This is a genomic window from Streptomyces sp. NPDC101393, assembly GCF_044767385.1.
In the GTDB taxonomy this organism is placed as follows: Bacteria; Actinomycetota; Actinomycetes; order Streptomycetales; family Streptomycetaceae; genus Streptomyces.
Map to the genome: position 1 here is coordinate 94,529 of NZ_JBIWNU010000002.1, position 22,585 is coordinate 117,113.

Genomic DNA, 22,585 nt, shown 5'->3' on the forward strand with positions numbered 1-22,585 from the left:
AGATCTCCGGGACGTCCAGCAGCGGTATGTGGACGGAGCCGGTCACCGGCCCCTCCTCTTCTGTTCGAGGGCGCGGTCCACGAGCAGGTTGCCGCCGACGCACAGCGCCGTCAGCAGACCGGCGGGGACCAGCACCGCGGCGGGCTGGGTGAACAGGGCGTCGCTGTTGCGCTCGATGAGCACCGCCCAGTCCGGCGAGGATGCCGGCAGCCCGAGGCCGAGGAAATTGGCGGACGCCAGCAGGTACAGCACCACGGTGAAGCGGCCGCCCGCGTCGGTGGCGAGGGGAGCGGCCAGTTCGCGTGCGAGGTGGCGCAGGTGGATGTAGGCCCAGCCGCGTCCCTGCATCCGCAGCGCCTCGACGACGGTCCGGGTGCTGGGCGCGAGCGCGGCTCCTCGTACCAGCCGCGTCACGGCCGGGACCTGCAGCACCCCGGCCACCGCCACCAGCCAGTACCAGTCCCGGTGCCCCGTCGCGGCCAGGGTCATCAGCACCAGCAGTCCGGGGAAAGCGAGCAGCAGGTCCAGGCCCCGCATCACCGTCTCGTCGAGGCCACGCCGCGGGCCCGCGGCCAGCAGCCCCAACGGCACCCCTGCGGCCATGCCGACCAGCAGCGCGCCAAGGGCGCTGCCCACGACCGAGGCGCCGCCGTGCAGCACGAGCCACAGCACGTCGCGGCCCAGCACGTCGGTTCCGAGCGGGTGCCCGGCGCCTGGCGGCTGCGACGGTAACGCGCCCTCCGCCGACGGCGCGTTACCGGCCACCCACGGCCCCAGGGCGGCGGCGAGCACCGGCACGCCGAGCAGCACCAGCGCGATCCAGGGACGGCGGGGACGGCCGGTGCCGGCGGCGTCGGCCTTCTTCCGCGCGGTCACGCCGTCACCTCCCGACGCGGCGCCAGCCGGTGGGCGGCCAGGTCGCCGACGAGGTTCACGGCGACGGCGGTGCCGGCGAACAACAGCGCGTACGTCTGTACCTGGGGAAGGTCCCGGTTCTGCACCGCCTCGACGAAACCGCTGCCCAGCCCGCGGAATCCGAACACCACCTCCACCAGCACGGCGCCGCCCAGCAGGCCCTCCACGCACCGGGCGTACTGCTGCGCGGCGGGCCCCAGGGCGCCCGGCAGCACATGGCGCAGCACCACCGTCCGCTCCCGCATCCCCAGCAGCCGCAGGTGCTCGGGGCGACGGCACCGTGCCGCTCGGCCGCCACGTCGACGCGTATCTGGCGGGCCAGATCGCAGAGGTGCCGGGCCGTCAGGACGGTGACGGGCAGTGCCAGTACGGCCGGCTGCGCCAGCAGGGCCGCCGTGTCCATGCCGACGGCGGTGGCCGGCAGCAGCCCGGCCGCCAGCGACACCGAGGCGACCAGCAGCAGCCCGAGCACGAACTCCGGGACGGCGTGCAGCAGAAGGGCCGCCGTATTCAGCGTCCGGTCGACGCGACTGCCCTCCCGCAGTCCCGACACCGTGCCCAGCAGCGGCGCCAGCACCGTGACCAGCGCCAGCGCCGGGACACCCAGCAGCAGGGTCACCCCGATGCGGCGGCCGATGTCGTCGCCCACCGGCAGGCCGGTCGTCAGGGAATTCCCGAGGTCGCCGGTGAGCAGGTTGCCCGGCCAGTGCCCGAAGCGGGTCCAGGCCGGCTCGTCCAGCCCCAACTGGCTTCGCAGTGCCTGGACTTGTGCGGGCGTTCCGAGTTCGCCGCGGAGCACGTCGGCCGTGTCCCCGGGCAGCAGCGAGCCGACGGCGAACACGGCGACCAGCACCACCAGGCACTGAAGGACCGCCAGCAGTGAGCGCCGCAGGACGTAGGCGCGCACTTCAGCCGATGCGGACCCGGTCGAACCGGGCCCAGTCGTGCGAGTTCGGCGGTGCGGCGCGCAGGCCGCGGACCGAAGGGCCGATGGCGTCGTTGGCATCGGAGAACGCCCACACCAGGAGCCCGGACCCGTCCCGGGCGATCTTCTGGGCGCGGGTGAGCAAGGCCAGCCGGTCCCGCTCGTCGCGGGTGGTGCGGGCGCGCTCCAGCAGCGTGTCGAACTCCTTCGAGGCGTACTGCGTCTGGTTGCGGGCGGCTCCGCCGCGGACCCGCTGCTGGAGGAAGTCGGAGACGGGCAGCGTGGAGCTGGTGTTGAAGGCGGCGACCCCGTGCGTCTTGATCTCACTGAAATACGTGCTGGCGGCCCGGGTGTTGGCGGTCAACTTCAGCCCCACCTCGCGTAGTTGCCGCGCCATCAGGTCCGCGGCCGGCTCCCAGGCGGCGTCGACCGCACTGGTCTCCACGGTGATCTCCCACCCGTCCGCGCCGGCCTCCTTCACGAGCTTCCGGGCCCTTTCGACATCGCGCACGCGGGGCTTCAGGCCGTCGGGGTAGCCGCGCAGGCCCATGCCGAACAGGTCGTTCCCCGGCTCGCCGTGCCCGGCGAGGGCGACGCGCACCAGCGCCTTCCGGTCGAGCCCGAGCTGCACGGCCCGCACCAGCCGCGGGTCGTCGAAGGGCTTGCGGCCGGCGCGCAGCAACAGCTGCTGGGCGGTGGCCCGTTTGGCGGTCAGCAGCCGCGTCGAGCCCTTCTGCTGCAGCCGGTCCACCGAGGCGCCGGCCATGTCGGCGGCGTAGTGGACCTGTCCGGAGAGCAGCGCGTTGAGTCGCGCCGACTCCTCGTTCGCCGGGACGATCTCCAGCTCGGCGATGTGCGGGGCACCGTCCCAGTGGTCCGCCCAGCGCCGGTAGCGGGCGGTCCCGCCGGGTGTGAACGACACGTAGCTGAAGGGGCCGGAGCCGACGGGCTTGCGGAAGTCCTTCGTACCGTCGGGGATGATCTCCGTGCCGGGGCCGGCGAAGACGGTGGGGAACTCGAAGTTCGGCGCCTTCAGCACGAAGACGACGGACCGTTGGCCGTCGGCCTTGCTCGCCTCGAAGTCGATCGCGGAGAGCAGTTGCTGCGAGGGGGAACCGGTGTCGGGGTCGGCAGCGCGGCGGTAGCTGTAGAGGACGTCCCGTGCGGTCACCGGTCTGCCGTCGTGGAACTCCGCCGTGCGCAGACGTATGTGCCACCGGGTGCCGGAGGCGTCGCCCTCCCAGGATTCCGCGAGCCGCTCGCGGACGGACATGTCGTCCGCGTACGTGCCGAGCGTGTCGTAGAGGGCCTTGGCGCGGGCCTGGTCGACGAAGTTCGGCGCGACGTGGGGGTCGAGGGTCTCCTGGGAGCCGCCGGCCGTGAACGCGGCGCGGAACCGGTCGCCGCCGCCCCCGTCCCTCGCGTCCCCGCCGCAGCCGGCGAGCAGGCCGGGCGAGGTCAGCGCCAGGGCGCCTCCGGCGGCCAGCACCATCCGTCTTCCGGGTTCCGGCCGGTTGCCGGGTTCGGGCCGGTGCACCGGCTCCGTCCGGGCATGCGTCGTCACCATCGATCCTCTCCGGGGTTTCCTCGCCCCTGCCATCGGACCGGCGACGGGTCAGTCTCCTGGCTCCCGGATCGTTGCCGGCCTCCGCCTTCCCACCCGCGGCTGCGGACAGTGGCATGCAGGAGGACAGCTCCCCGGTCACAGTGGCGGGACCGCGCCGGAATCGCACCGGCTTCCTGGTCCCCGTCGCCTCGTGCACTCATTGTGGCGCACGAGGCGGCGGGCGCCGGGTCCAGGGGCTCGGTCACGCCGACAGGGCGCCCCGCACGGTGCGTTCGCACGCGTGCGGGGCGCCCTGTCGATCCGGTGGGAGTGTCAGTCCCCCTCGGTTTCGAAGGTGCGCAGCAAATCGGCGGCGACGCTCACGGCAATGGTCGCGGGTTCCTTGCCCGTCAGGGTGGCCAGCCCGATCGGGGTCTTGATCCGGTCGATGGTGGCCTCGCCGTGGCCGCCCTCGGTGGCGAGGCGTTTGCGGAACCGCACCCACTTGGCCTCCGACCCGATCAGCCCGAGGGAGCCGAGATGGGTGGTCCGCAAGGCGGCGTCGCACAGCGCGGCGTCCTCGGCATGATCATGGGTCATGATCAGGATGTGGGTGCCGTGCGGCAACTCCTCCAGCACCTCCTCGGGCAGCAGCGGCGTGTGATGCACATGCACCTGCGCCACCGCGTCCGCCAGCACGTCGAGCCGCTCCTCGGTGAGGATGTCGGCGCGGGTGTCGACCAGATGGAGGTCGAGGTCCTGACGTGCCAGGATGCGTGCCAGTTCCAGCCCTACGTGCCCGACGCCGAAGATCGCCACCGCCCTCACCACCGGCAGCGGTTCGAGCAGCACCGAGACCGCGCCGCCGCAGCACTGCACGCCGTGCTCGTTGGTCACCTTGTCGTTCAGGGCGAAATCGATCAGTTCCGGTTCCGGCTTGGACGCGCCGATCATTCCCCGGGCCCGATCGATCGCGACGGCCTCGATATTGCCGCCACCGATCGAACCCCACGTCTCGGTCTGCCCCACCACCAGTTTCGCTCCTGCGTCGCGTGGGGCGTGGCCGCGCACGGTCGCGACGGTCACCAGCACGCCGGCCTCCCGGCGTGCCCGCAACCGTGTGACCGCGTCGACCCACGTCATGTCAGGCACCGTTCAATGCTGTGGCGTTGCTCCGGATCGTGCCGTTGGCAGCGTTCCCGTTTCCGGCGTGGCCGTCGCCGCCGTGGCCGTTGGCGGCAGCCCCGTTACGGGCGTGACCGTTCGGGGAGGCACCGTTCCGGCGGGCCTGCTGGATCGCCCAGTACACCGCCTCCGGTGTCGCGGGTGAGGCCAACTCGATGCCGGCCCCCTTAGGCCCGAACGCGCCGGCGGCCTGCCGCAACGCCTCTCGCACCGAGAACGCCAGCATCAGCGGAGGCTCACCCACCGCCTTGGACCCGTATACCGAGCCCTCCTCGGTGGCGTTCTCCAGAAGGGTGACGTGGAATTCCTCGGGCATCTCCGAAAAGCTCGGCAGCTTGTAGGTGCTCGCGGCCTGGGTCAGCAGCCGGCCGCGGTGCGGCCCGTCACTGGAGTCCCAGCGCATGTCCTCAAGCGTCAGCCAGCCCGCCCCCTGCACGAACCCGCCTTCCACCTGACCGATGTCGATCATCGGGGACAGGCTGTCGCCGACATCGTGCACGATGTCCACCCGCCGGATGCGGTATGCGCCGGTGAAGCCGTCCACCTCCACCTCGGCCGCGGCGGCCCCATGGGAGAAGTACTTGAACGGCGAGCCCTTGAACGTCTTCGCGTCCCAGTGCAGTCCCTCGGTCCGGTAGAAACCGGCCGCCGACAGCTGAACCCGCTGGAAATACGCGGTGCGCACCAGGTCGTCCCAGGCCAGCTCCTTGTCACTGCCCAGGCTGCGCGCGACGCCCTCGACGATGCGTACGTCCGAGGCATTCGCGCTCAGTTGGGTGGCAGCCACCTGCAGCAGCCGCTCCCGCAACTGCTCGCAGGCGTTCTTCACCGCCGCGCCGTTGAGATCCGCTCCGGCACTCGCGGCGGTGGCCGAGGTGTTGGGCACCTTGTCGGTTCGTGTGGGGGCCAGCCGGACCTTGTGCAGCGGGATGCCCAGGGTGGTCGCGGCCACCTGCAGCATCTTGGTGTGCAGGCCCTGGCCCATCTCGGTGCCGCCGTGGTTGATCAGGACCGAGCCGTCCTTGTAGATCAGCACCAGCGCGCCGCCCTGGTTGAAGGCGGTGAGGTTGAACGAGATGCCGAACTTGATGCCGGTGACCGCAAGTGCCCGCTTGGTGTGCGGGTGTGCGGCGTTGAAGGCGGCGATCTCGCGCTTGCGATCGGCGATGCCGCCGTTGTGCTGCACCTCCTGCCATACGGCGGAGATCCGTTCGTGCTGCACGACCGGCTGTCCGTACGGCGTCGACTGACCCTGCTGGTAGAAGTTGCGCTCCCGCAACTCCATCGGATCCAGGCCGAGCAGCGGGGCGCACCGGCCCATGATGTCCTCGATCACCAGCATGCCCTGCGGTCCGCCGAAGCCGCGGAAGGCCGTGTTGGAGACCTTGTTGGTCTTGGCGATGCGGCCGGCGATGCGCGCGTGGGGCAGCCAGTAGGTGTTGTCGATATGGCACAGCGCACGGGCGACCACCGGCTCGGAGAGGTCCAGGCTCCAGCCGCCGTCCGCGGTCAAGGTGGCGTCCAAGGCCTGGATGCGGCCGTCGGCGTCGAAGCCGATCTTCCATGCGGCGTGGAACCCGTGCCGCTTGCCGGACATGGTCAGATCCTGGGTGCGGTTGAGACGCAGCCGGACCGGCCGACCGGTCAGCTTGGCGCCGAGCGCGGCGACGGCCGCGAACCCGTGCGGCTGCATCTCCTTGCCGCCGAAGCCGCCGCCCATCCGCAGGCACTGCACGGTCACCTCGTGGCTGTGCAGACCGAGCACATGCGCGACGATTTCCTGGGTCTCCGAAGGATGCTGGGTGCTGCTCTGGACGAAGATCTGCTCGGCCTCGTCGACGTAGGCCAGCGCCGCGTGCGTCTCCAGGTAGAAGTGTTCCTGATCGGAGAACTGGAACTCGCCGGTGAACACATGCGCGGAGTCGGCGAAGCCGGCGTCGACGTCGCCGCTGAGCAGCACGGGCCGAGCGCCGTGAAAACTGCCGGCCGCGATCGCTTCCTGCAGGGTGATCAGGGAGGGCTGTTCGTCGAGTTCCACCTCGACGGCCGCCGCGCCGATCCTGGCCGCCTCCAAGGTCTCGGCGAGGACCCAGGCGACCGCGTGGCCGTGGAACATGACCTCGTCGGGGAACAGCGGTTCGTCATGCTTCATCCCGGCGTCGTTGACGCCGGGCACGTCGGCCCCCGTCAGCACGCGGACCACACCGGGCACGACGAGCGCGGGTTCGGTGCGCAGGGCGGTGATCCTGCCGTGGGCCTTCATGACCTGGACCGGGTAGGCGTGCAGGACGTCCTTGGTGCGATGGACCAGGTCGTCGGTGTAGAGCGCGGTGCCGGTGACGTGCAGGGTGGCACTCTCGTGCGGCATCGGGACGCCGACGACAGGCTTTTCGGGGCGCTCGGACAGATGACTCATGACGACACCGCCTCGGTGGTTTGCGCGTACAGCTTCAGCAGGCTCTGACCCAGCATCGCGGACCGGTAGTCGGCGCTGGCGCGATGATCATTCATGGGTGTGCCCTCGGCCTGCAGCACCCGGGCCGCGGCCTCGACGGTCTCCGCCGCCCACGGCTTGCCCTCCAGGGCCGCCTCGGTGGCGAGGGTGCGGATCGGGGTGGCGGCCACCCCGCCCAGGCCGATGCGTGCCGTGCGGACGATGCCGTCCTCGATGTCGAGCGCGAAAGCGACCGCGACGCTGGAGATATCGTCGAAGCGCCGCTTGGCGATCTTGTGGAAGGCCGCGACCGGCGACAGCGGCAGCGGGATACGCACCGCGCGGATCAGCTCGCCGGGCCGGCGCACGCTCTGCCGGTAGCCGGTGAAGTAGTCCGCCAGCGGGACCTCGCGCTCACCGTCGGCGTCGGTGAGCACCACCGACGCCTCCAGCGCGAGAAGCACCGGAGGACTGTCGCCGATGGGTGAGCCGGTGCCCAGGTTGCCCCCGAGCGTCGCACCGTTGCGGATGAGCCGGGAGGCGAACTGCGGGAACAGCTCTGCCAGCAGCGGGACGTCGCCGTCGAGGCGGCGTTCGATCTCGGTGAGCGTCAGCGCCGCCCCGATCTCGATGTGGTCGGATGCGACGCGCAGCTCCCGCAACTCCGGCAGCCGGTCGATGGCGACCACACAACCCGCCCTGCGGGCACGGATGTTCACCTCGACGCCCCAGTCGGTGGAGCCGGCGACCACCACCGCGTCGGGCCGCTCGCGCAGCAACTGCAGGGTTTCGGCGAGGGTGCTCTTCCGCAGGAACGCGCTGCCGTCCTGGGTGTATTCAGTGGCAACCGGTGCGGGCGGGGACTGCTCGCGACGCTGCGCCAGCGGGTCCTCATCGGCGGGGGCTCCCACGGCGAACGCGGCGTCGCGAATCGGGCGGTATCCGGTGCAGCGGCACAGGTTCCCGCTCAGCGCGTGCAGATCGAAACCGTTCGGACCGTGCTCGGCGTCGGTGCTGCCCGCCGGGTCCGCGTGCGCGCAGCGGTTGGGCCGGTAGTACTCGGCAGCCATGCTGCAGATGAATCCCGGCGTGCAGTAGCCGCACTGGGAGCCGCCGCGGACCGCCATCTCCTCCTGCACCGGGTGCAGCGTGGGCGGCTTGCCGGGGTCGCCGGCCGTGGCGAGGCCCTCGGAGGTGATGATCTCCTGACCGTCGAGCGCCGCGGCCGGGACCAGGCAGGCGTTGACCGCCACCCAGTCGGTGGGCTTGTTCACCCCGGGGCGGGCCACCAGGACCGAACAGGCCCCGCATTCACCCTCGGCGCACCCCTCCTTGGTCCCGGTGAGGCCGCGCTCGCGCAGGAATTCCAGCGCTGTGGCGTGCGGCGCAGCCGGTGAGAGGGGTGATTCTTTCCCATTGACCGTGATGCGCGCCGCTACCATGCCAGGCCTTCGTTTCGGTGCGTGATCGGTCGATTCATGATGTTCGCCAATTTCAGGCAGCTTTCTGTGTTCAGAGGCGCCGGGTGAGAGGAGCGGGCGCAAGACGGCACGCAAAGGTGGCGTGCCGGGAAGGGGAGACGGGAAACCCGGAATGTGCCGCGGAAGGGCACATCAGAACGGCGTACTCAGCAGCCGTGCGCGATCCGACCCGGAACCCAGGCTGTGCACTGGGCGAGGCGACCAAGATCAGAGCTGGTGTACATCTGCTGGTCACCTCCTTGGGTACTGGTGGATCATACGACTCCCGCAAAGTAATGGCCGGGGCCACATGGGTCAAGAGGCTGCCCTCGGCCGGCCGGGAACCCGACCGCCTTTCGAGGCGCGTGGCGCGGAGCAGGAACCGATGCCCGATCCGCCGCTGCAGCGGCAGGACCGGGCCATGTACTGCGGCCCGTCAGGTCCCGGACGGGGCCGGGGGATTCGTCCAGGAGGGGACCCTGCGGGCGTAGGCGCGGCCGAGGGGTTCGGTGCTCAGACCGTGCAGCACGATGCTGAGCATGACCGTCATCACCATCACGCGGACGATGAAATCGGCACTGTGCGCGGGCAGCCGGACAGCTGCGAGGAGCCCGAAGACGATGGAGGTCACGCCTCTGGGGCCCAGCCACCCGAGGAACAGCTTGTCGGACATCCGCATCCCCGTACCCGTGAGCATGAGCACCACGGGGACCGTGCGCACCAGGGATACGGCGATGAGCGCGTAAAGGATCACGGAGAGGTGGAACCCGTCCCAGAATTGATTGTTCACCAGCTGCCCGAACACGAACCACAACGCGAGGCACATCAGGGTGACCAGGTCGTCGGTCAAGTGCACCGCGTCCGCAGGGAGGTGGCGCATCGCGGGGGCGAAGCAGACACCGGCGACGAAGGCCGCGACGAAGCCGTTGCCCCCGAGTGCCGACGACAGCGTGTAGGCGGCCACGGGAACAGTCAGCACGCCGAGCCTCGTCGCCGCGTGCTGCGCCCAGCCGCTCGCCCAGGACCTGCGCAGCAGCCACCCGGCCAGGTAGCCGATGACCGAGCCCGCACCGACGGCCCAGGCCGCCGATTCGACCGCTTCCAGCAGCGCATCCGCGTAGTCCGCGCTCTTGGTGCGGGATTCGACGGCGGCGGCCATGCACAGCAGGAACACCGGCGAGATGATCCCGTCGTTCAGGCCGCCTTCGGCATTGAGGACATCGCGCAGCCGCGACGGAATCCTCTTGTCGCGTACGACGGCCGCGGTGGGGGCCAGGTCCAGGGGGACGACGACGGTCGCCAGGACCGCCAGGATCCACCCGGGCCGCTCGGGGAAGAAGGCGTACGCGGTCAGGAAGGCGATGCCCAGGGCCAGCGGCAGAGCACCACCGAGCAGCCGGGCGACGACCCCTTTCTCCCTGCGGATGACGCCGCCGGGGACCTCGGTGGCGTCGACGAAGAGAAGCAGCGCCAGCACGACTTCCACCGCGTGCTCGAAGCCGGACGTGTCGAAGTCGAACTGCAGCGGTGGGTCCGAACCGGCGGTCAGGGCGATGCCCGCGACCATCATGGCGATCGGGGCGGTGATGCTCCATCGGGCCAGGCGGTGCGAGAGGACTGTCCAGGTGAACAGAATGCCCGCGATGACGGTGAAGGCAAGCATGGCATTCCCGCGCTTTCCGGCTCGGCGCCTTTCCCGGTGTGCGCAGCCTAGTGCGGGGCTGCGGCCCCGGCGGGAGGAGCGCGCCGGTGGGGGACGAGTCGGACTGGCCTCGGCGGCGCTCAGCCCCCGGTCCTCTCCCGCACCTTCAGCTCGTGGGCCACGACATGGTCCTGCAGCGGACCGGCCGCCGGCTCCTCGATCCGGTCGAGCGGGAGCGCCACGGCGGCGCGGGCGATCTCCTTCCTGTCCGGGGACACCGTGGTCAGGCTCGGCACGCTGAAGCGGGAGGCCTCGATGTCGTCGAAGCCCACCACCTCCAGGTCGCCGGGGACGCTCCGGCCCCGCTCGTGCAGGGCGCGCAGCGCGCCGAGGGCGAGGTGGTCGTTGAGGCAGAGCAGGGCGTCCGGGCGCGAGCCGGCGTCCAGGAGTGCGGCCGCGGCCCGCGCTCCGTCCATCCAGTGGTAGGCGTCCACCGGCTTCACGAGCTCGCCGTCGAAGGGGATCTTGACGAGGCGGACGGTGGACTGTCCGCACTGCACCATTGCCGGTGGTCGGTGTCAGCCGGATCGGTGGCGCCCAGGATGTGGGGGCAGTCGCAGTTGCTCAGCGACGCGGCCCAGGGAGCCCAGGTCGCCCAGGGGCTTCTTCCGAAGCCCGAGGGCCAAGACCGCGCTGGCCCTTCATCCCTTCGACGGCCGCCTCGCCAGCGACCGAATCTGCGTTCAGAAACCCATCCAGTTATACGGTTCACGGGGACAGACCCCCAAGCGCCGGACGACGCGGCCGGCGAGAACCTACAGCTGCCCGGGCTGCTCGCCGATGGCCGCGATGACTGCGCGGGCCCAGTCGAGGGGTGTGGCCGCGTCGAGCAGGTCGATCAGGTGGGCGGTATTTGCCCTGCGACGGGACGGGGGCGTGGTCAGCGCGGTGTGCAGGGCGTCTACCAGGTCCTGCGGGTGGTGGGGGTCGGTGAGCAGCGCCGCGTCCCCGAGTTGCTGGGCGATACCGGTGTGTCGGGAGAGGACGAGGATGCCTGAGCGTCCGGAGGAGGCTTGGGCCGTGAGGTATTCCTGGACGGTGAGGTTCATCCCGTCGGCCAGGGAGGTCACCCAGAAGACGTCGGCTGCCAGGTAGTGGTCCATGACCTCCGTGAAGGGGAGCGATCGGGGGAGGTATTCCACCGGTTGCCATTCACCGGTGGCCCAGCGGGTGTTGAGGGTGGTGATGGCCTGTTCGAGTTCGATGCGGGTTGCCTCGTAGGCGCGGATCCCGGGCTCGGGTGGCGGGCACACGAGCCGGAAGCGCAGTCGTCCGCGCAGTTCCGGCTGTCGGTCGAGAAGGGTGGCCAGCGCGCGGATCTTGTGGACGGGGCCTTTGGCGTAGTCCAGGCGTTCCACGGACAGCACCAGCGGGCTGTCCGTTGTGGTGGCGTGGGGGACGCGGGAGCGTGCAAGGGCGGCGACGGCCGCCTGGTCGATGCCCAGGGGGTGGACGCCGGTGCGTGGCACGGTGGTTGTGTCTTGCAGCAGCTGGTGGAAGTGGTCGGCGTAGGCGGCCGTGTGAAAGCCGGCCCAGTCCAGTTGGCTGAGGGAGGCGCGCAGTTGCTCGGCGACGGGCAAAGCCTCGAAGACGTCGGGCGGGGGGAAGGGGGTGTGGTGGAACAGGCCGATGGTCAGGTCCGGTCGGCTGCGCTTGAGGAGGCCGGGGACGAGCCAGAGGTTGTAATCGTGCAGCCACACCGTTCCGCCATCGGCTGCGTGGGCGCCGATGTGGTGTGCGAAGGCGGCGTTGACCTGCTCGTAGTCGGTCCAGTGGGCCTGGGCGTGGTGGATGAGGTGGGGCTGGGACATCAGCGCCGGCCACAGCGTTTCTTTGCAGGCCCGGTGGAAGTAGCCGCTCCAGCGGGACGACGGCACGGGCAAAAGGGCCATGGGCAGGCGATCAGGGAACGCGGCGGGCCAGCTGTCGTGTCCTTCGGCGGTGACCGCGGCAGCCCACACGGCATGCAGTTCGCCGTCCTTGTTCTTGCTGCCGAGGATGGATGTCAGGGTGGGCAGGATGCCGTTGGGGCTGGAGGGCTGTTCCCATCGTCCCTTGGTCCAGCGAGCGGGCGCGCGGTGGTAGCCGATGACTACCGGTGCGGGAGGCTTGACCCAGTTGAGGTGTTGCAGCGCCGAGAGGATGCCGGCGGCACCGGCGAGACGGGAGCGGTGGATCAGGGGGTCCTTGGGGGCTCGTTCAGTGAGGGCCGCCTCGGCGTTGCCCACGATGACCCCGTGTGAGCGGAGCTGGAAGAGCGACAGGTCATTGAGCGAGTCACCGGCAACCAGCAGGCTGGACAAGGGCCACTGGTGCTTGTGGACGAGCTGGAGGACGGCCGGGCCCTTGCCCGCGCGCGGAGGCAGGACGTCGAAATAGCGTTCTTCGCTGTAGGACCAGGAGCATCCCATGCCCGCCACTGCCGAGGTGAGGGCGCCAGTCAGCCCTTCGGGAGCCAGGTAGAACGAGCAGCGCCCTTCCTGGGCGACCTTCTGATATTCGAGTTGAGAGAAGCCGCGCAGGGTCTCCCGGATGTGTTCGTGTCCGGGCCATCCCCTCCGCAGTGGTCGTTCCAGTGCGTCGATATGGCTCATGTCGGCCGCGTCAATGACGCTGGCGCCGACGTCCGCGACAATCCACCGTGGTCCTGGGAGCAGCGGATCCTGCCCCAGTAGCATCTGCACGGAGCTCAGGCTGCGCCCCGTTGCGAAGACGACGGTGATCTCCGGGTGGCGCTCCAGTGCGCGGCGCAGCCGCAGGCGGCTCTCCTTGTCGCCGCCCAGCAGCGTGCCGTCGAGGTCGGCGACCAGGACTCTTTCGCCCGCAGATACTTGCCGGCTGCGGCCCTGAGCCCGGCGCGCGCGGTCGTTCACGGCAACCCCCCTGTCCTTCTGGTTCACGTTCAGTGCGGCAGCCGCGTGAGCCATGTGGCGAGCTCGGCGGCGTTGAGGGCGTTGCTGGAGCCCGGTCCGGTAACGGCTGCTGCTCCGCAGGCCACTCCCGCTGCCAGGCAGTCGTGCAGCGGACCGCCGTCCATCCACCGGTGCACGAAGCCGACGTTGAAGCAGTCGCCGGCCCCGGTCGTGTCCACTATCGGCACCGTGAGAGAGGCTTGAGCTGCTCGACGGCCGTTCGTGGAGGCGATCGCGCCCGCTGCTCCCTGCTTGATCACCACCGTGGGCACCAGGCCGGAAAGCAGGACAAGCGCCTCCTCGACCGTGCCGGTCCCGGTCACCCGCAGCGCTTCCGACTCGTTGGGCGCGAACACGTCCACCTGACCCAGCGCCTTGCGTACTTCGGGCATGCCGATGTGCCCGGGATAGTCCTGGCAGTCCATGAACACCCTGGCTCCGTGCTGGGCGGCCACTTCCAGGGCGTCTGTGATGTCCGGGCCGAACTGGAGAAAGGGGAGCATCACCACGGCCGGCCGGAAAACATCGATCAACTCTGCGAGGGGACGCGCCGTGACAGGGTCCTCGTAGGCGATCATGGCCCGGTCCTGGCGATCGGACAGGGCCACCGTCACATTGCGCACCGGGCGTTGGTGATGCCGGAAACCCGCCTCATCCATGTCTTCGCGGCGCGCCGTCGCCAGGACCTCACGGCTGAAGACATCCGTACCGAAATCGGCCGCCCACACCGCTTGGCGCTCCAGCCGGCGCAGCCCCATCGCCAAGGTGAACGCTCCGCCGGGCACCATGTCCAGTCCACTGGCCCATACCTCGGTCCCGGCGCTCACCGGGCCGCGCAGATCCGTCAGGACGAGGTCGACCGAGTAGGCCCCGGCGATGAGCACCGTCGCCCGCTGAGATGACACGGGCCTCACCGGCTCAGCCGGAGGGCGATGTCCTCCGCCAGCCGGCCGTCCCGCTCGCGCTCCAGCCGGCCCACCACCGTGCGCCGCAGCCCGCTGCGGGCCGGCACTTGCGGCGGCACGACGAGGTCCGGCCCCAGCCCCTCACCGCTCGCCGCCTCCTGACGGGCAACTACGTACCCACGCTCGTGCCACACACGAATCAAGACGGTTTCCTCCTGCGGCAACTGCGGCACGCGCTGCGGATCAGACATGGTCGGAAATGTAAGCAGACGATGACGCCCAGTCGTGATGTTGCTGGAGGAAGTGGCCGTATCTTGCCCCTGGATTGCCCGGAAGCATCCTGACCGGAGCACCGTCTTCGTCAGACACGCCCGAGCCGGACCGTGCCCCACCACGCCCGCAAAGCCGCCACTGGAGAAGGCCTCAGCAGTGGCGAAGGGCTCAGCCGATCGAGGGCGTGCTGTGGCACCCACCGACATGGAAGTGGACCGGCAGTACACCGACGCCCCCGGCGCCTCCATGCGCTGCGGCCGACGTGGCGCAGGCGGCCGCACTCATCGAACCGCCCCAGGAGCCCGCCCGTAGGACCGGCGAGAGTGCCGGTGACACCGCCGATCACCGCTTCGGTGGCGTGCACCGAAGCCCTGCCCTGCGCGGCCTTGCCCTCAGCTGCGACCGTCCGGGGCACCGCAGAGCCGGCCGTGTCAAGGCGCCTTGTGGAGCATCGCGGCCACTCCGTCGTCGCTGCGCTCGTAGGCGATACCGCGCAGTGCGGCGACGGGGACGCCGCGTCCACGCCGTGATCGCGTCGCGAAGCGCGCGGGCGGAGGCATCGGGATCTCTGGGCAACAGCCATGCCCCGTTGGCGCCGGCTCGGTCGATGCCGGCGGACGTCAGCTGGTGACCAAGGTGATGTCGGGCGATGATCGGCCCGCGTTCCCCTGCGCCGAAGTGCTCGCTGGACTCGCTGGACTCGCCGAGGATCAGTTCCACGATCTCGGCTGGTTTTCCGGTGCGCGCGGACAGGCCGAGGGCGGCCGGGCCGGGCCTCACGTCCGCGAGGTCGACGAACCGGCCCTCGGCGATCGAGACGACCTTCGAGGCGACCACAAGCAGCAAGCAACAAGCAACAAGCCGGGCACCTTCCCTACGCGCGGCGCCAGTTGAGCAGCAGTACCTCGACCGCCGTGTGCAGAGTCGCTGCGGCCGCCCCGTCGCGCAGCTGCGTGGAGAGGCCGAGGAGAAAGCTGTGAATCATGGTGGTCACGCCGTCGACGTCGGCGTCGGCATCGAGTTCACCTGCGGCGATGCCTCGCTCCACGCAGGCCCTGATGCGCACCCGGTCGGCCTCACGCCGTGCCGCGACGGCCGCGCGCACTCCGGCGTGCTCCTCCCCCGGTGCCCGCATCGTGCCGGACAGGGCGACGAGACAGCCGGTGGGGTGGGACGAGTCGGCCTGCATGTCGATCGAGCGGTGCAGCAGCCCGGCCACGGCCTCGCGCGGGCTGACCGTCTCGTCCTCGATGACGTCGACAGCGCCGCCCGGCCCCTTCATGTAGTGCTCGACGACCTGCTTGAAAAGCCCTTCCTTCGAGCCGAAGGCGCCGTACAGGCTCGCGGAGGACAGCCCCGTGGCGGCTCGCAGCTGCGCCAGCGAGGTCGCTTCGTACCCCTGCTCCCAGAACAGCAGCATCGCAGCCTCCAGTACGGCCTCCACATCGAAGGCGCGGGGACGGCCCGCTGGCGGCATGGGGACCTCCTGCATCACAAGACGAGCGTTCCGGCATGGGGAGCGCTTCCCCACCTCCCATATTGGACCAACCGCTCCACAAAGTACCAAGTGCCGAAGTGCCCGAGCACAGACGGCTCGCAGTGACCCTGATCACTTTTGGATCGATCAATCCACAATCGCTTGACCGACGCGTCACGCCAGGGCGAGCATTCCGGCATGAACGATCCAGAATTCAAAAGGGACGGCTCCGGTGTCCGCGCCCCGCTGAGCCGCGCGATGGTGCTGTTGCTGGCGGTGACGTGCGGCGCCGCGGTCGCGAACATCTACTACGCGCAGCCGCTGCTGCCCGTGATCTCCAAGGCGCTGGGGGTCTCGGAGGGGGCCGGAGGCCTCATCGTCACCTGCTCGCAGATCGGCTACGCGCTCTCCCTGGCACTGCTGGTTCCCCGGGGTGACGTACTGGAGCGGCGCCGGCTGGTGAGCGGGCTGCTCGCCCTGAGCGCTGTCGCTCTCCTCGGTGCGGCGGCCTCCCCCTCGTTGGGTGCGCTGTACGGCTCGGTCGCGCTGGTCGGGGTGACCTCCGCCGTGGCGCAGATCGTGGTGCCGATGGCCGCCTCACTGGCCGCCGACCATGAACGCGGCGCGGTGGTGGGCACGGTCATGAGCGGGCTGCTCATCGGCATCATGCTCGCGCGGACGGTTGCCGGGGTGCTGGCCGAATTCGGGGACTGGCGGCTGGTGTTCGTCTTCGCGGCGGGCGTCATGGTGGTGCTGGCGATCACCCTGCGGCTGGTTCTGCCTCTCGTACCGCCGACCGCGAAGACCCCCTATCCCCGGCTGCTGCACTCGGTGGTGACTCTGGTGCGCACCGAGTCGCTGCTGCGCAGGCGCATGGCTCTGGCCGCGGTCGGCATGGGCGCCTTCACGGTCCTGTGGACCGCCTCGTCGTTCCTGCTGGCCGGCCCCGCCTACGGGTACGGTCCGGGGGTCATCGGTCTGTTCGGTCTGGTCGGGGCCGTCGGGGCCGTCGCCGCATCGGTGGCCGGCCGGCTGGCGGACCGCGGTCGCGCCCGCCAGGTGACGACCGGCGGGCTGATCGTGCTGACGGGCAGTTGGGGCGTGCTCGTCTTCGCCGGCCGGGGAGGCCCGCTCGGTCTGAGCGCGCTGATGGTCGGCATCGTCGCACTCAACCTCGCACAGCAGGCACTGCTGATCAGCCACCAGAGCGTCCTGTACCGCCGCATCCCGCACGCACGCAGCCGGGTCACCACGGCGCTCATGGTCTCCGCCTTCGCCGGCAGTACGGTCGCGTCCGCACTGACGGCCGCGCTGTATCCGCTCGTGGGCTGGGCGGGGGTCTCCGCGCTGGGAGCGGTGATCGCGCTGATCGGCCTCGCGATCTGGTCCCTGGAACTGCTCCGCCCGAGCCCCTCGGAACCGCTCGCCGACCCGTCGGCGGACGAAAACGCCCACGCGGCCCGCACCTCTCCCGCTGGCGCGGACCACACCCACGCCTACACCCACGCCCACGCCCACGAGGGCGACAAGGAGTCTGCTCGTGCCTGAGATCCGCCGAGTCGCGATCCCGGACGACTACCAGCACACGGCACACCGGTACGCCGCGTGGGACTCTCTGCGCGAAGGTGCCCACCTGACCTACTTCTTCGAGCACTTGGGCAGTGCCGAGGAGGTGATCGCCGCGTCGGAGCCGTTCGATGTGGTCGTAGCCATGCGCGAGCGCACCCCCTTCCCCGCCGAGGTGCTCGACAAGCTGCCGAACCTGCGCCTGCTGTGACCACGGGCCCCGCCAACGCGGCCATCGACACGGCCGCGGCCGCGCGGCGCGGAATCGTGGTGTCCGGCACCCGCGCCGCAGGACTGACCTCGACAGCCGAGCTGACATGGGGACTCCTGCACGCCCTGACCCGCTCGCTCCCCGCTGAGGACCGCAATCTGCGCGAGGGCGCCTGGCAGCAGACCGTGGGTCGTGACCTGTACGGCGCACGCCTGGGCGTTGTCGGCCTGGGCGGCGTGGGCGGTCGCGTGGCCCAGGTCGGGGTCGCCTTCGGCATGGACGTCGTTGCCTGGAGCGCCCACCTCGATCCCGGACACGCGAAAGCACTGGGCGTCACACCCGTCAGCAAACGGGAACTGCTGACCACCTCCGACGTGGTGACGCTTCACGTCCGGCTCTCCCCACGCACCGTCGGCCTCATCGGTACGGACGAACTCGCCCTCATGCGGCCGGACGCACTGCTGGTCAACACCTCCCGGGCCCCGGTCGTCGACCAGGAGGCACTGCCTGGCCGCGCTGCACGCCGGAACGTTGGGCGGCGCCGCCCTGGACGTCCACTTCACCGAGCCGCTGCCCACCGATTCGCCATGGCGTAGCGCTCCACGAACCGTCCTCACCCCACACCTGGGCTACGTCACCGCAGACGCCTACGAAATCTTCTACCGCGACGCACTCGGCGACACCCTCGCCTTCGCCGCCGACGAACCGGTCCGCCTCCTCACGCCATGAGCGGACCACGCCCCCATACCAACGCGGAAGGGAACCCACCATGACCACCACCGAGCAGCCCAACTGCGAGCAGACCACCACCGCCCACCCGCAGCCCGCTCCCGCTCCCGCTGATTCGGGGGGCCGCCTGCCCCGCCTGTGGACGCGGCCCCTGGGCGACCTCACCCTCACCTACGTCCCCGACGCCGGCGTCCACATGATCCCCACCCGGGTCTACCCCGCCTCCGCCGACGAGGACTGGACGGACCACGGCCCCCACATGACGGACGCGGGCCACCTGGCCATGGGATGCGGCGCACTGCTCGTCGAGCGTCAAGGGAAGCGCCTGCTCCTTGACGCCGGCCACGGCCGCATCTCGGGCGAGGACCCCGAACACTTCCAACACCGCTTCGACCACGTACAGACCCTCCCCGATCACCTGCGACGCCTGAGCGTCGACCCGGCCACGCTGGAGACGGTCGCCTTCACCCACCTGCACGACGACCACACGGGATGGGCCCGGCCGGACGCCGTCGACGATCCGCGCAGTCTGTTTCCCCACGCGCGCTGGGCCGTCGGGGAAGGAGAACTGCGAGGCCTGGACCCCGCCTCCGGCCCACGCCTCGCCGGACAGAGCGAACGGACCACAGCCGTCGCCGACGGAACGGAGATCGCCGAGGGAGTACGGGCCTGGGCGCTGCCAGGGCACACCACCGGGCACACGGCCTGGATCCTCGACACCGGTGACGGCCGCCGAGTCGTGGTCTTCGGCGACGCCATGCACTCGCCCGTCCAGATCCGGCATCCCGACTGGGAAGTCGTCCTCGACCACGACCGTGCCCAGGCCGAGCACTCACGTCGCCGCCTCGTGGAATTCCTGGCCCAGAGCGATGTCTTCGGCTTCGGCGTGCACTTTGCCGACCAACAACTCGGCACCGTCGACGACACCGGCCACTGGCGCCCTTGGAAGGACGGGACAGACAACCGGTAAGCCGGTCGTAGGGTCCGCTTCGTCGCAGTCCAGGACCTGCTGCACCGTCCGGTGTCCGGCTCCGCGGCCTCCCACTCTGGAGGCGGCGAGGGGCCGGGCATGCGAATCGGCATGGGCCAGTTCCTGGTCTGCGACTACGAAACCTACGAACGAAGTGCCACAATCGCTCAAGCGGAGGCGGAGGCAGAAGCAGAAGCGCGCCAGGCGTACTACGAAGCCCGCCGGGCCGACGACTGACGGTACGGAACACAGGGCTGGGATTCGCCACTTGGGTGCCGGAGCCCTGGGTGTCGGCCTTGCCGGTCTTGCCGGACTTCCCGTCGGCGAAGGCCCGCGCGCATCCGGCAGCCCCCAGGGCGCCGATCCGCCAATCGAGCAACTGGCCCTTGGTGCACGGTCGTTGCAGGTCAGGAACCATCAGCAGCGCATGCGCCCTTTGCATGACGGAAGCTCCATACTCACTCGCCACGCCACGGAAGCCCCGCCGGAGCATCCACTCCGGCGGGGCTTCATCTCACGCGCTCTCACACAGGTCTCACCGACCGGGCAGACTCCCCCAGCCACGAGACTCCGACCCGGCACTACCCGCCTGACCTGGATCTGCTGGACGCTCCAGGAAGGTCGTCAAGACCTGCGTCGCTCAGCCCTCATCCGCGCGAGGGGCTCAGCGGTGGCCCCAACCGTGCTGCATCATGGCGCCCTTGTCGTGGTGCATCATGGCGCGCTTGTCATGGTGCTTCTTGCCCCAGTGTCCGTTCTTGTGGTCGGCACCCGCCTTGTGGCCGTCCCTCCAACGGTCGCCGGAGCCATTGGCGCAGGTGTTTCCGAAGGCCGGATTCAAGAAGCCGACGACGTCGACACTGCTGCCGCAGACGTTGACCGGGATGTGTACCGGGACCTGGACGACGTTGCCCGAAAGCACCCCCGGCGACCCGACAGCGGCGCCCTGCGCCCCACTGTCAGCGGAGGCGACCGAGGCCCCGCCGAGGGTGGTCGTGGCCGCGAGGGCGGCGAGGGCGGTGAACCGTGCGATCCGTGACATGGCGAAATGCCTTCCGAGACGAAGGAGAAGCGGCCTTGTTGCTGCTTCCCGTCAGGTCGTATTCGGAGCCCGTGGCGGCCCGGTTGGCTCACGGAGGGGCATTTCACCCATTCGGCTTCATGCTCGTACGGACCTGCCCGCCTCCTTGACCTCAAGTGAGGCAGACGCTGCGCTCTGCCGGCGATGGCTAGCGCGGCGACCGCTGCACCTGACACATGGGTCAAGGGCGGGCCAGGCTGCCCCTTGCCGTTCACGCGCCCGGGACCAGTCCCGGGGCGGGTGCCCGCGACGACCCATCAGCGTGGGGGTGCGAGGAACCCTTCGACCACGCGGCGGATCTTGTCCACGACGTCCTCGGCTTCCTCCTCGCCCATCCGCAACGCGGTGTTCGCGGCGATGAGGACCGCGTCGATCTGGAAAGCCGCGAGGTCAACGTCGAGTTCAGCGATCTCCCCGGCGTCGGCGGCGTATCGCAGCTCGGCGGCAAGGAGGTCACGCCAGTCCCGTCGGCAACGGAACAGTGCGTCGTGGACGCGCCCGGGACGGCTGTCGAAGTCCGCCAGATTCGCCGCCCAGAAGCAGCCGCCCGGGAACAACGGCACCTCTGCGTACTCGATCCACCGCTCGATCAGTGCCCGCATCCGCGCCGCGCCACGAGGCGCGGTCCGAGCGGGGTGGACGACGGCGGCGTGGAACACCTCCTGGGCCAACTCGACCGCGGCGGTCTGCAAGTTCTCCTTCGTTCCGAAGAGGGTCTGGACTCCGCTCTTGCTGATCCCGAGGTCGGTGGCCAGGCGGCCGAGGCTGAGCCCACCGAGCCCTTCCAGTGAGGCCACGTCCACGGCACGGCGGACGATCGCCTGCCTGGACCGCGCGCCACGCAGCAGGCGCCGGTCCGAAATCACCGCGTCGCCCCCCTCGCCGCCTGCGTCGACGAACGCGTCCTCTTCCACCCGCTGCTTCCGTTCGCTCATCGCCGTCATCTTGCCAGACCTCTTGCCTATACGTACGACCGGTCGTACGTTTTCTTTGGGGCGACCATCCGAGCGCCCCTCAACGCGGGCACCAGCCTCTGGCGCATTCAGGGGCGTGGCGCTTGGAGTCCGCACGGCAACCGGGGGTGCACGTACAATGGACGGCCGTCAAAGGTTCGAACTGGCGCAGGAACTGGCTGTCGCCAAGGGGCGGCAGGACGTACCCGCGGCCATGAAGCTCTTCCACCGGGACATGCTGCTGGAGGTTCCGGCATTCGGGACGACCGCCCGCGGCCCGGAGGAGAACGAGAAGGCGCTGAGAAGATTCTTTGCCTCGTTCCCGGACTACGGCATCGGCCTCCAGGGCCACGCCGACAACGGCGGCACACTGGTCTGCTGGGGAACGGCGACGATGACCATGACGGGCGACCGGTTCGGCGTCATCCCCACCGGGAGACGTGCCGAACTGCCGGTGGTCATCCAATTCGCCTTCAAGGACGGCTCGATCGCCCGCGAACGGTTCTTCTTCGACCTGTCGACGCTCTGCGCCCAGTCAGGCGTCTCAACCGATGTGGTCAGGCGAACGATGTTCGGCGACACCGTCGATGCCCCCGTTCCCGCCGATCCCGAGGCGTTGCCGCACGGGCACCGCCCACCAGCCTTCCCGGAAACACACCACCCGCATCCCCCGTCTTCGACCAGCCAGATCGAAGCGACCCAAGGCGGTGAAGCATGACCTCGGATCCGCGGGTGAAGGACGTCGGCGAGATCAAGACAGTGCATCTCTTCGACATGGTCGTCGATTTGCATCCGCGGCTGAACATCGGCGACGGCCCGCTGGGCCAACGGGTTCTTTTCGGCTCCGCCGGAGGGACGTTCCAAGGGCCGGAGCTACGGGGCCAAGTGCTGGCGGGTGGCGGCGACTGGACGTTGTTCCGTCCTGACGGAGTGATGTCGCTGGACGTCCGGCTGACACTGCGCACGCACGATGACGCGCTGCTGCACATGACCTATGGCGGCCGCTGGGTCACCCCGCCCGACCTGCGGGCCGACATGGCGGATGCCGTCAGGAAGCACCAGGTCGACCCCGCTCGCTACTACTTCCGGACGAATCCGCTCTTCGAAACCGGGGCACAGCAATACGCCTGGCTGAACGACATCGTCTGTGTGGGGTCGGGATACCTGGTCGAAGGCGGAATCGCCTACAAGGTCTCGCAGGTTGTGTGAACGGCTGCCGTTGTGTGATCGGCTGCGGTTGCGTGAACGACTGCCGGCCACACGGTTCCAGCAGGGTTCTGTCTCTCGGGTCATGACGGGAGAGACAGAACCCAGGTGCGTGACGCCACGACGTGCTCTGAC

Annotated in this window: 20 protein-coding genes, 2 pseudogenes and 1 riboswitch; of the genes and pseudogenes, 6 read left to right on the forward strand and 16 right to left on the reverse strand. The window is 70.0% G+C overall.

Annotated features, from left to right (window positions below; translation table 11 throughout):
* Positions 1–42: 42 nt before the first annotated feature.
* The 14 genes and pseudogenes from ACIRQ7_RS06070 to ACIRQ7_RS06135 all read right to left on the reverse strand — a co-directional run bounded on the left by ACIRQ7_RS06070 (position 43) and on the right by ACIRQ7_RS06135 (position 15,734).
* On the reverse strand, positions 43–876 hold the full coding sequence (locus ACIRQ7_RS06070) for an ABC transporter permease (RefSeq protein WP_404260253.1): 834 nt from the start codon (positions 874–876) through the stop codon (positions 43–45).
* Positions 873–1,160 carry an ABC transporter permease subunit gene (locus tag ACIRQ7_RS06075; RefSeq protein ID WP_404260254.1) on the reverse strand — a complete coding sequence of 96 codons (288 nt, stop codon included), beginning with the start codon at positions 1,158–1,160 and terminating at the stop codon, positions 873–875. The genes ACIRQ7_RS06070 and ACIRQ7_RS06075 overlap by 4 nt, the downstream gene beginning before the upstream one ends.
* A 494-nt stretch (positions 1,161–1,654) precedes the next feature.
* A pseudogene (locus ACIRQ7_RS06080) lies at positions 1,655–1,921 on the reverse strand (hypothetical protein); the annotation flags it as partial.
* Entirely contained in the window at positions 1,824–3,407 is a 1,584-nt protein-coding gene (locus ACIRQ7_RS06085) for an ABC transporter substrate-binding protein (RefSeq protein ID WP_404260256.1), read from the reverse strand. The gene ACIRQ7_RS06085 and the pseudogene ACIRQ7_RS06080, both read right to left, overlap by 98 nt.
* A gap of 49 nt (positions 3,408–3,456) precedes the next feature.
* Positions 3,457–3,585, reverse strand: a riboswitch (cobalamin riboswitch).
* A 134-nt stretch (positions 3,586–3,719) separates the two neighbouring features.
* Entirely contained in the window at positions 3,720–4,529 is an 810-nt protein-coding gene (gene xdhC, locus ACIRQ7_RS06090) for a xanthine dehydrogenase accessory protein XdhC (RefSeq protein ID WP_404261315.1), read from the reverse strand.
* Position 4,530: 1 nt separating this feature from the next.
* Positions 4,531–6,987 carry a xanthine dehydrogenase molybdopterin binding subunit gene (gene xdhB, locus ACIRQ7_RS06095; protein ID WP_404260258.1) on the reverse strand — a complete coding sequence of 819 codons (2,457 nt, stop codon included), beginning with the start codon at positions 6,985–6,987 and terminating at the stop codon, positions 4,531–4,533.
* The gene (locus ACIRQ7_RS06100) at positions 6,984–8,447 is read right to left on the reverse strand and encodes a xanthine dehydrogenase small subunit (protein ID WP_404260259.1); all 1,464 of its coding nucleotides are present in this window, start codon (positions 8,445–8,447) and stop codon (positions 6,984–6,986) included. The genes xdhB and ACIRQ7_RS06100 overlap by 4 nt, the downstream gene beginning before the upstream one ends.
* Positions 8,448–8,901: 454 nt before the next feature.
* Positions 8,902–10,128, reverse strand: a complete 1,227-nt coding sequence (locus ACIRQ7_RS06105; RefSeq protein ID WP_404260261.1) for a cation:proton antiporter — start codon at positions 10,126–10,128, stop codon at positions 8,902–8,904.
* 119 nt (positions 10,129–10,247) lie between these two features.
* Entirely contained in the window at positions 10,248–10,670 is a 423-nt protein-coding gene (locus ACIRQ7_RS06110; protein WP_404260262.1) for a substrate-binding domain-containing protein, read from the reverse strand.
* 252 nt (positions 10,671–10,922) lie between these two features.
* On the reverse strand, positions 10,923–13,040 hold the full coding sequence (locus tag ACIRQ7_RS06115) for a trehalose-6-phosphate synthase (RefSeq protein ID WP_404260264.1): 2,118 nt from the start codon (positions 13,038–13,040) through the stop codon (positions 10,923–10,925).
* 29 nt (positions 13,041–13,069) lie between these two features.
* Positions 13,070–13,984 carry a carbohydrate kinase family protein gene (locus ACIRQ7_RS06120; protein WP_404260266.1) on the reverse strand — a complete coding sequence of 305 codons (915 nt, stop codon included), beginning with the start codon at positions 13,982–13,984 and terminating at the stop codon, positions 13,070–13,072.
* A 5-nt stretch (positions 13,985–13,989) separates the two neighbouring features.
* The gene (locus ACIRQ7_RS06125) at positions 13,990–14,235 is read right to left on the reverse strand and encodes a hypothetical protein (protein ID WP_404260268.1); all 246 of its coding nucleotides are present in this window, start codon (positions 14,233–14,235) and stop codon (positions 13,990–13,992) included.
* Between the two features lie 364 nt (positions 14,236–14,599).
* On the reverse strand, positions 14,600–15,094 hold the full coding sequence (locus ACIRQ7_RS06130) for a coenzyme F420-0:L-glutamate ligase (RefSeq protein ID WP_404261316.1): 495 nt from the start codon (positions 15,092–15,094) through the stop codon (positions 14,600–14,602).
* Between the two features lie 37 nt (positions 15,095–15,131).
* On the reverse strand, positions 15,132–15,734 hold the full coding sequence (locus tag ACIRQ7_RS06135) for a TetR/AcrR family transcriptional regulator (RefSeq protein WP_404260269.1): 603 nt from the start codon (positions 15,732–15,734) through the stop codon (positions 15,132–15,134).
* 198 nt (positions 15,735–15,932) lie between these two features.
* Between ACIRQ7_RS06135 and ACIRQ7_RS06140 the strand changes: the two genes are divergently transcribed.
* From ACIRQ7_RS06140 to ACIRQ7_RS06155, 4 genes and pseudogenes are all read left to right on the forward strand, one after another.
* Positions 15,933–17,282, forward strand: coding sequence for an MFS transporter (locus ACIRQ7_RS06140; RefSeq protein WP_404260271.1), 1,350 nt, complete (start codon positions 15,933–15,935; stop codon positions 17,280–17,282).
* A 1-nt stretch (position 17,283) separates the two neighbouring features.
* A pseudogene (locus ACIRQ7_RS06145) lies at positions 17,284–18,240 on the forward strand (D-2-hydroxyacid dehydrogenase family protein).
* Positions 18,241–18,280: 40 nt separating this feature from the next.
* Positions 18,281–19,210 carry an MBL fold metallo-hydrolase gene (locus tag ACIRQ7_RS06150; protein ID WP_404260273.1) on the forward strand — a complete coding sequence of 310 codons (930 nt, stop codon included), beginning with the start codon at positions 18,281–18,283 and terminating at the stop codon, positions 19,208–19,210.
* A gap of 99 nt (positions 19,211–19,309) precedes the next feature.
* Positions 19,310–19,447, forward strand: a complete 138-nt coding sequence (locus tag ACIRQ7_RS06155; protein ID WP_404260274.1) for a hypothetical protein — start codon at positions 19,310–19,312, stop codon at positions 19,445–19,447.
* Between the two features lie 427 nt (positions 19,448–19,874).
* On the opposite strand, the gene ACIRQ7_RS06160 is transcribed toward ACIRQ7_RS06155, so the two are convergent.
* Both ACIRQ7_RS06160 and ACIRQ7_RS06165 read right to left on the reverse strand, forming a co-directional pair.
* Positions 19,875–20,252, reverse strand: a complete 378-nt coding sequence (locus ACIRQ7_RS06160; RefSeq protein WP_404260276.1) for a chaplin — start codon at positions 20,250–20,252, stop codon at positions 19,875–19,877.
* Positions 20,253–20,548: 296 nt separating this feature from the next.
* Positions 20,549–21,226, reverse strand: coding sequence for a TetR/AcrR family transcriptional regulator (locus tag ACIRQ7_RS06165; protein ID WP_404260278.1), 678 nt, complete (start codon positions 21,224–21,226; stop codon positions 20,549–20,551).
* Positions 21,227–21,383: 157 nt separating this feature from the next.
* On the opposite strand from ACIRQ7_RS06165, the gene ACIRQ7_RS06170 reads away from it, so the two are divergent.
* On the forward strand, positions 21,384–21,962 hold the full coding sequence (locus tag ACIRQ7_RS06170; RefSeq protein WP_404260279.1) for an ester cyclase: 579 nt from the start codon (positions 21,384–21,386) through the stop codon (positions 21,960–21,962).
* On the forward strand, positions 21,959–22,453 hold the full coding sequence (locus tag ACIRQ7_RS06175) for a DUF3237 domain-containing protein (protein WP_404260280.1): 495 nt from the start codon (positions 21,959–21,961) through the stop codon (positions 22,451–22,453). Before ACIRQ7_RS06170 ends, ACIRQ7_RS06175 begins: the two co-directional genes overlap by 4 nt.
* Positions 22,454–22,585: the final 132 nt, after the last annotated feature.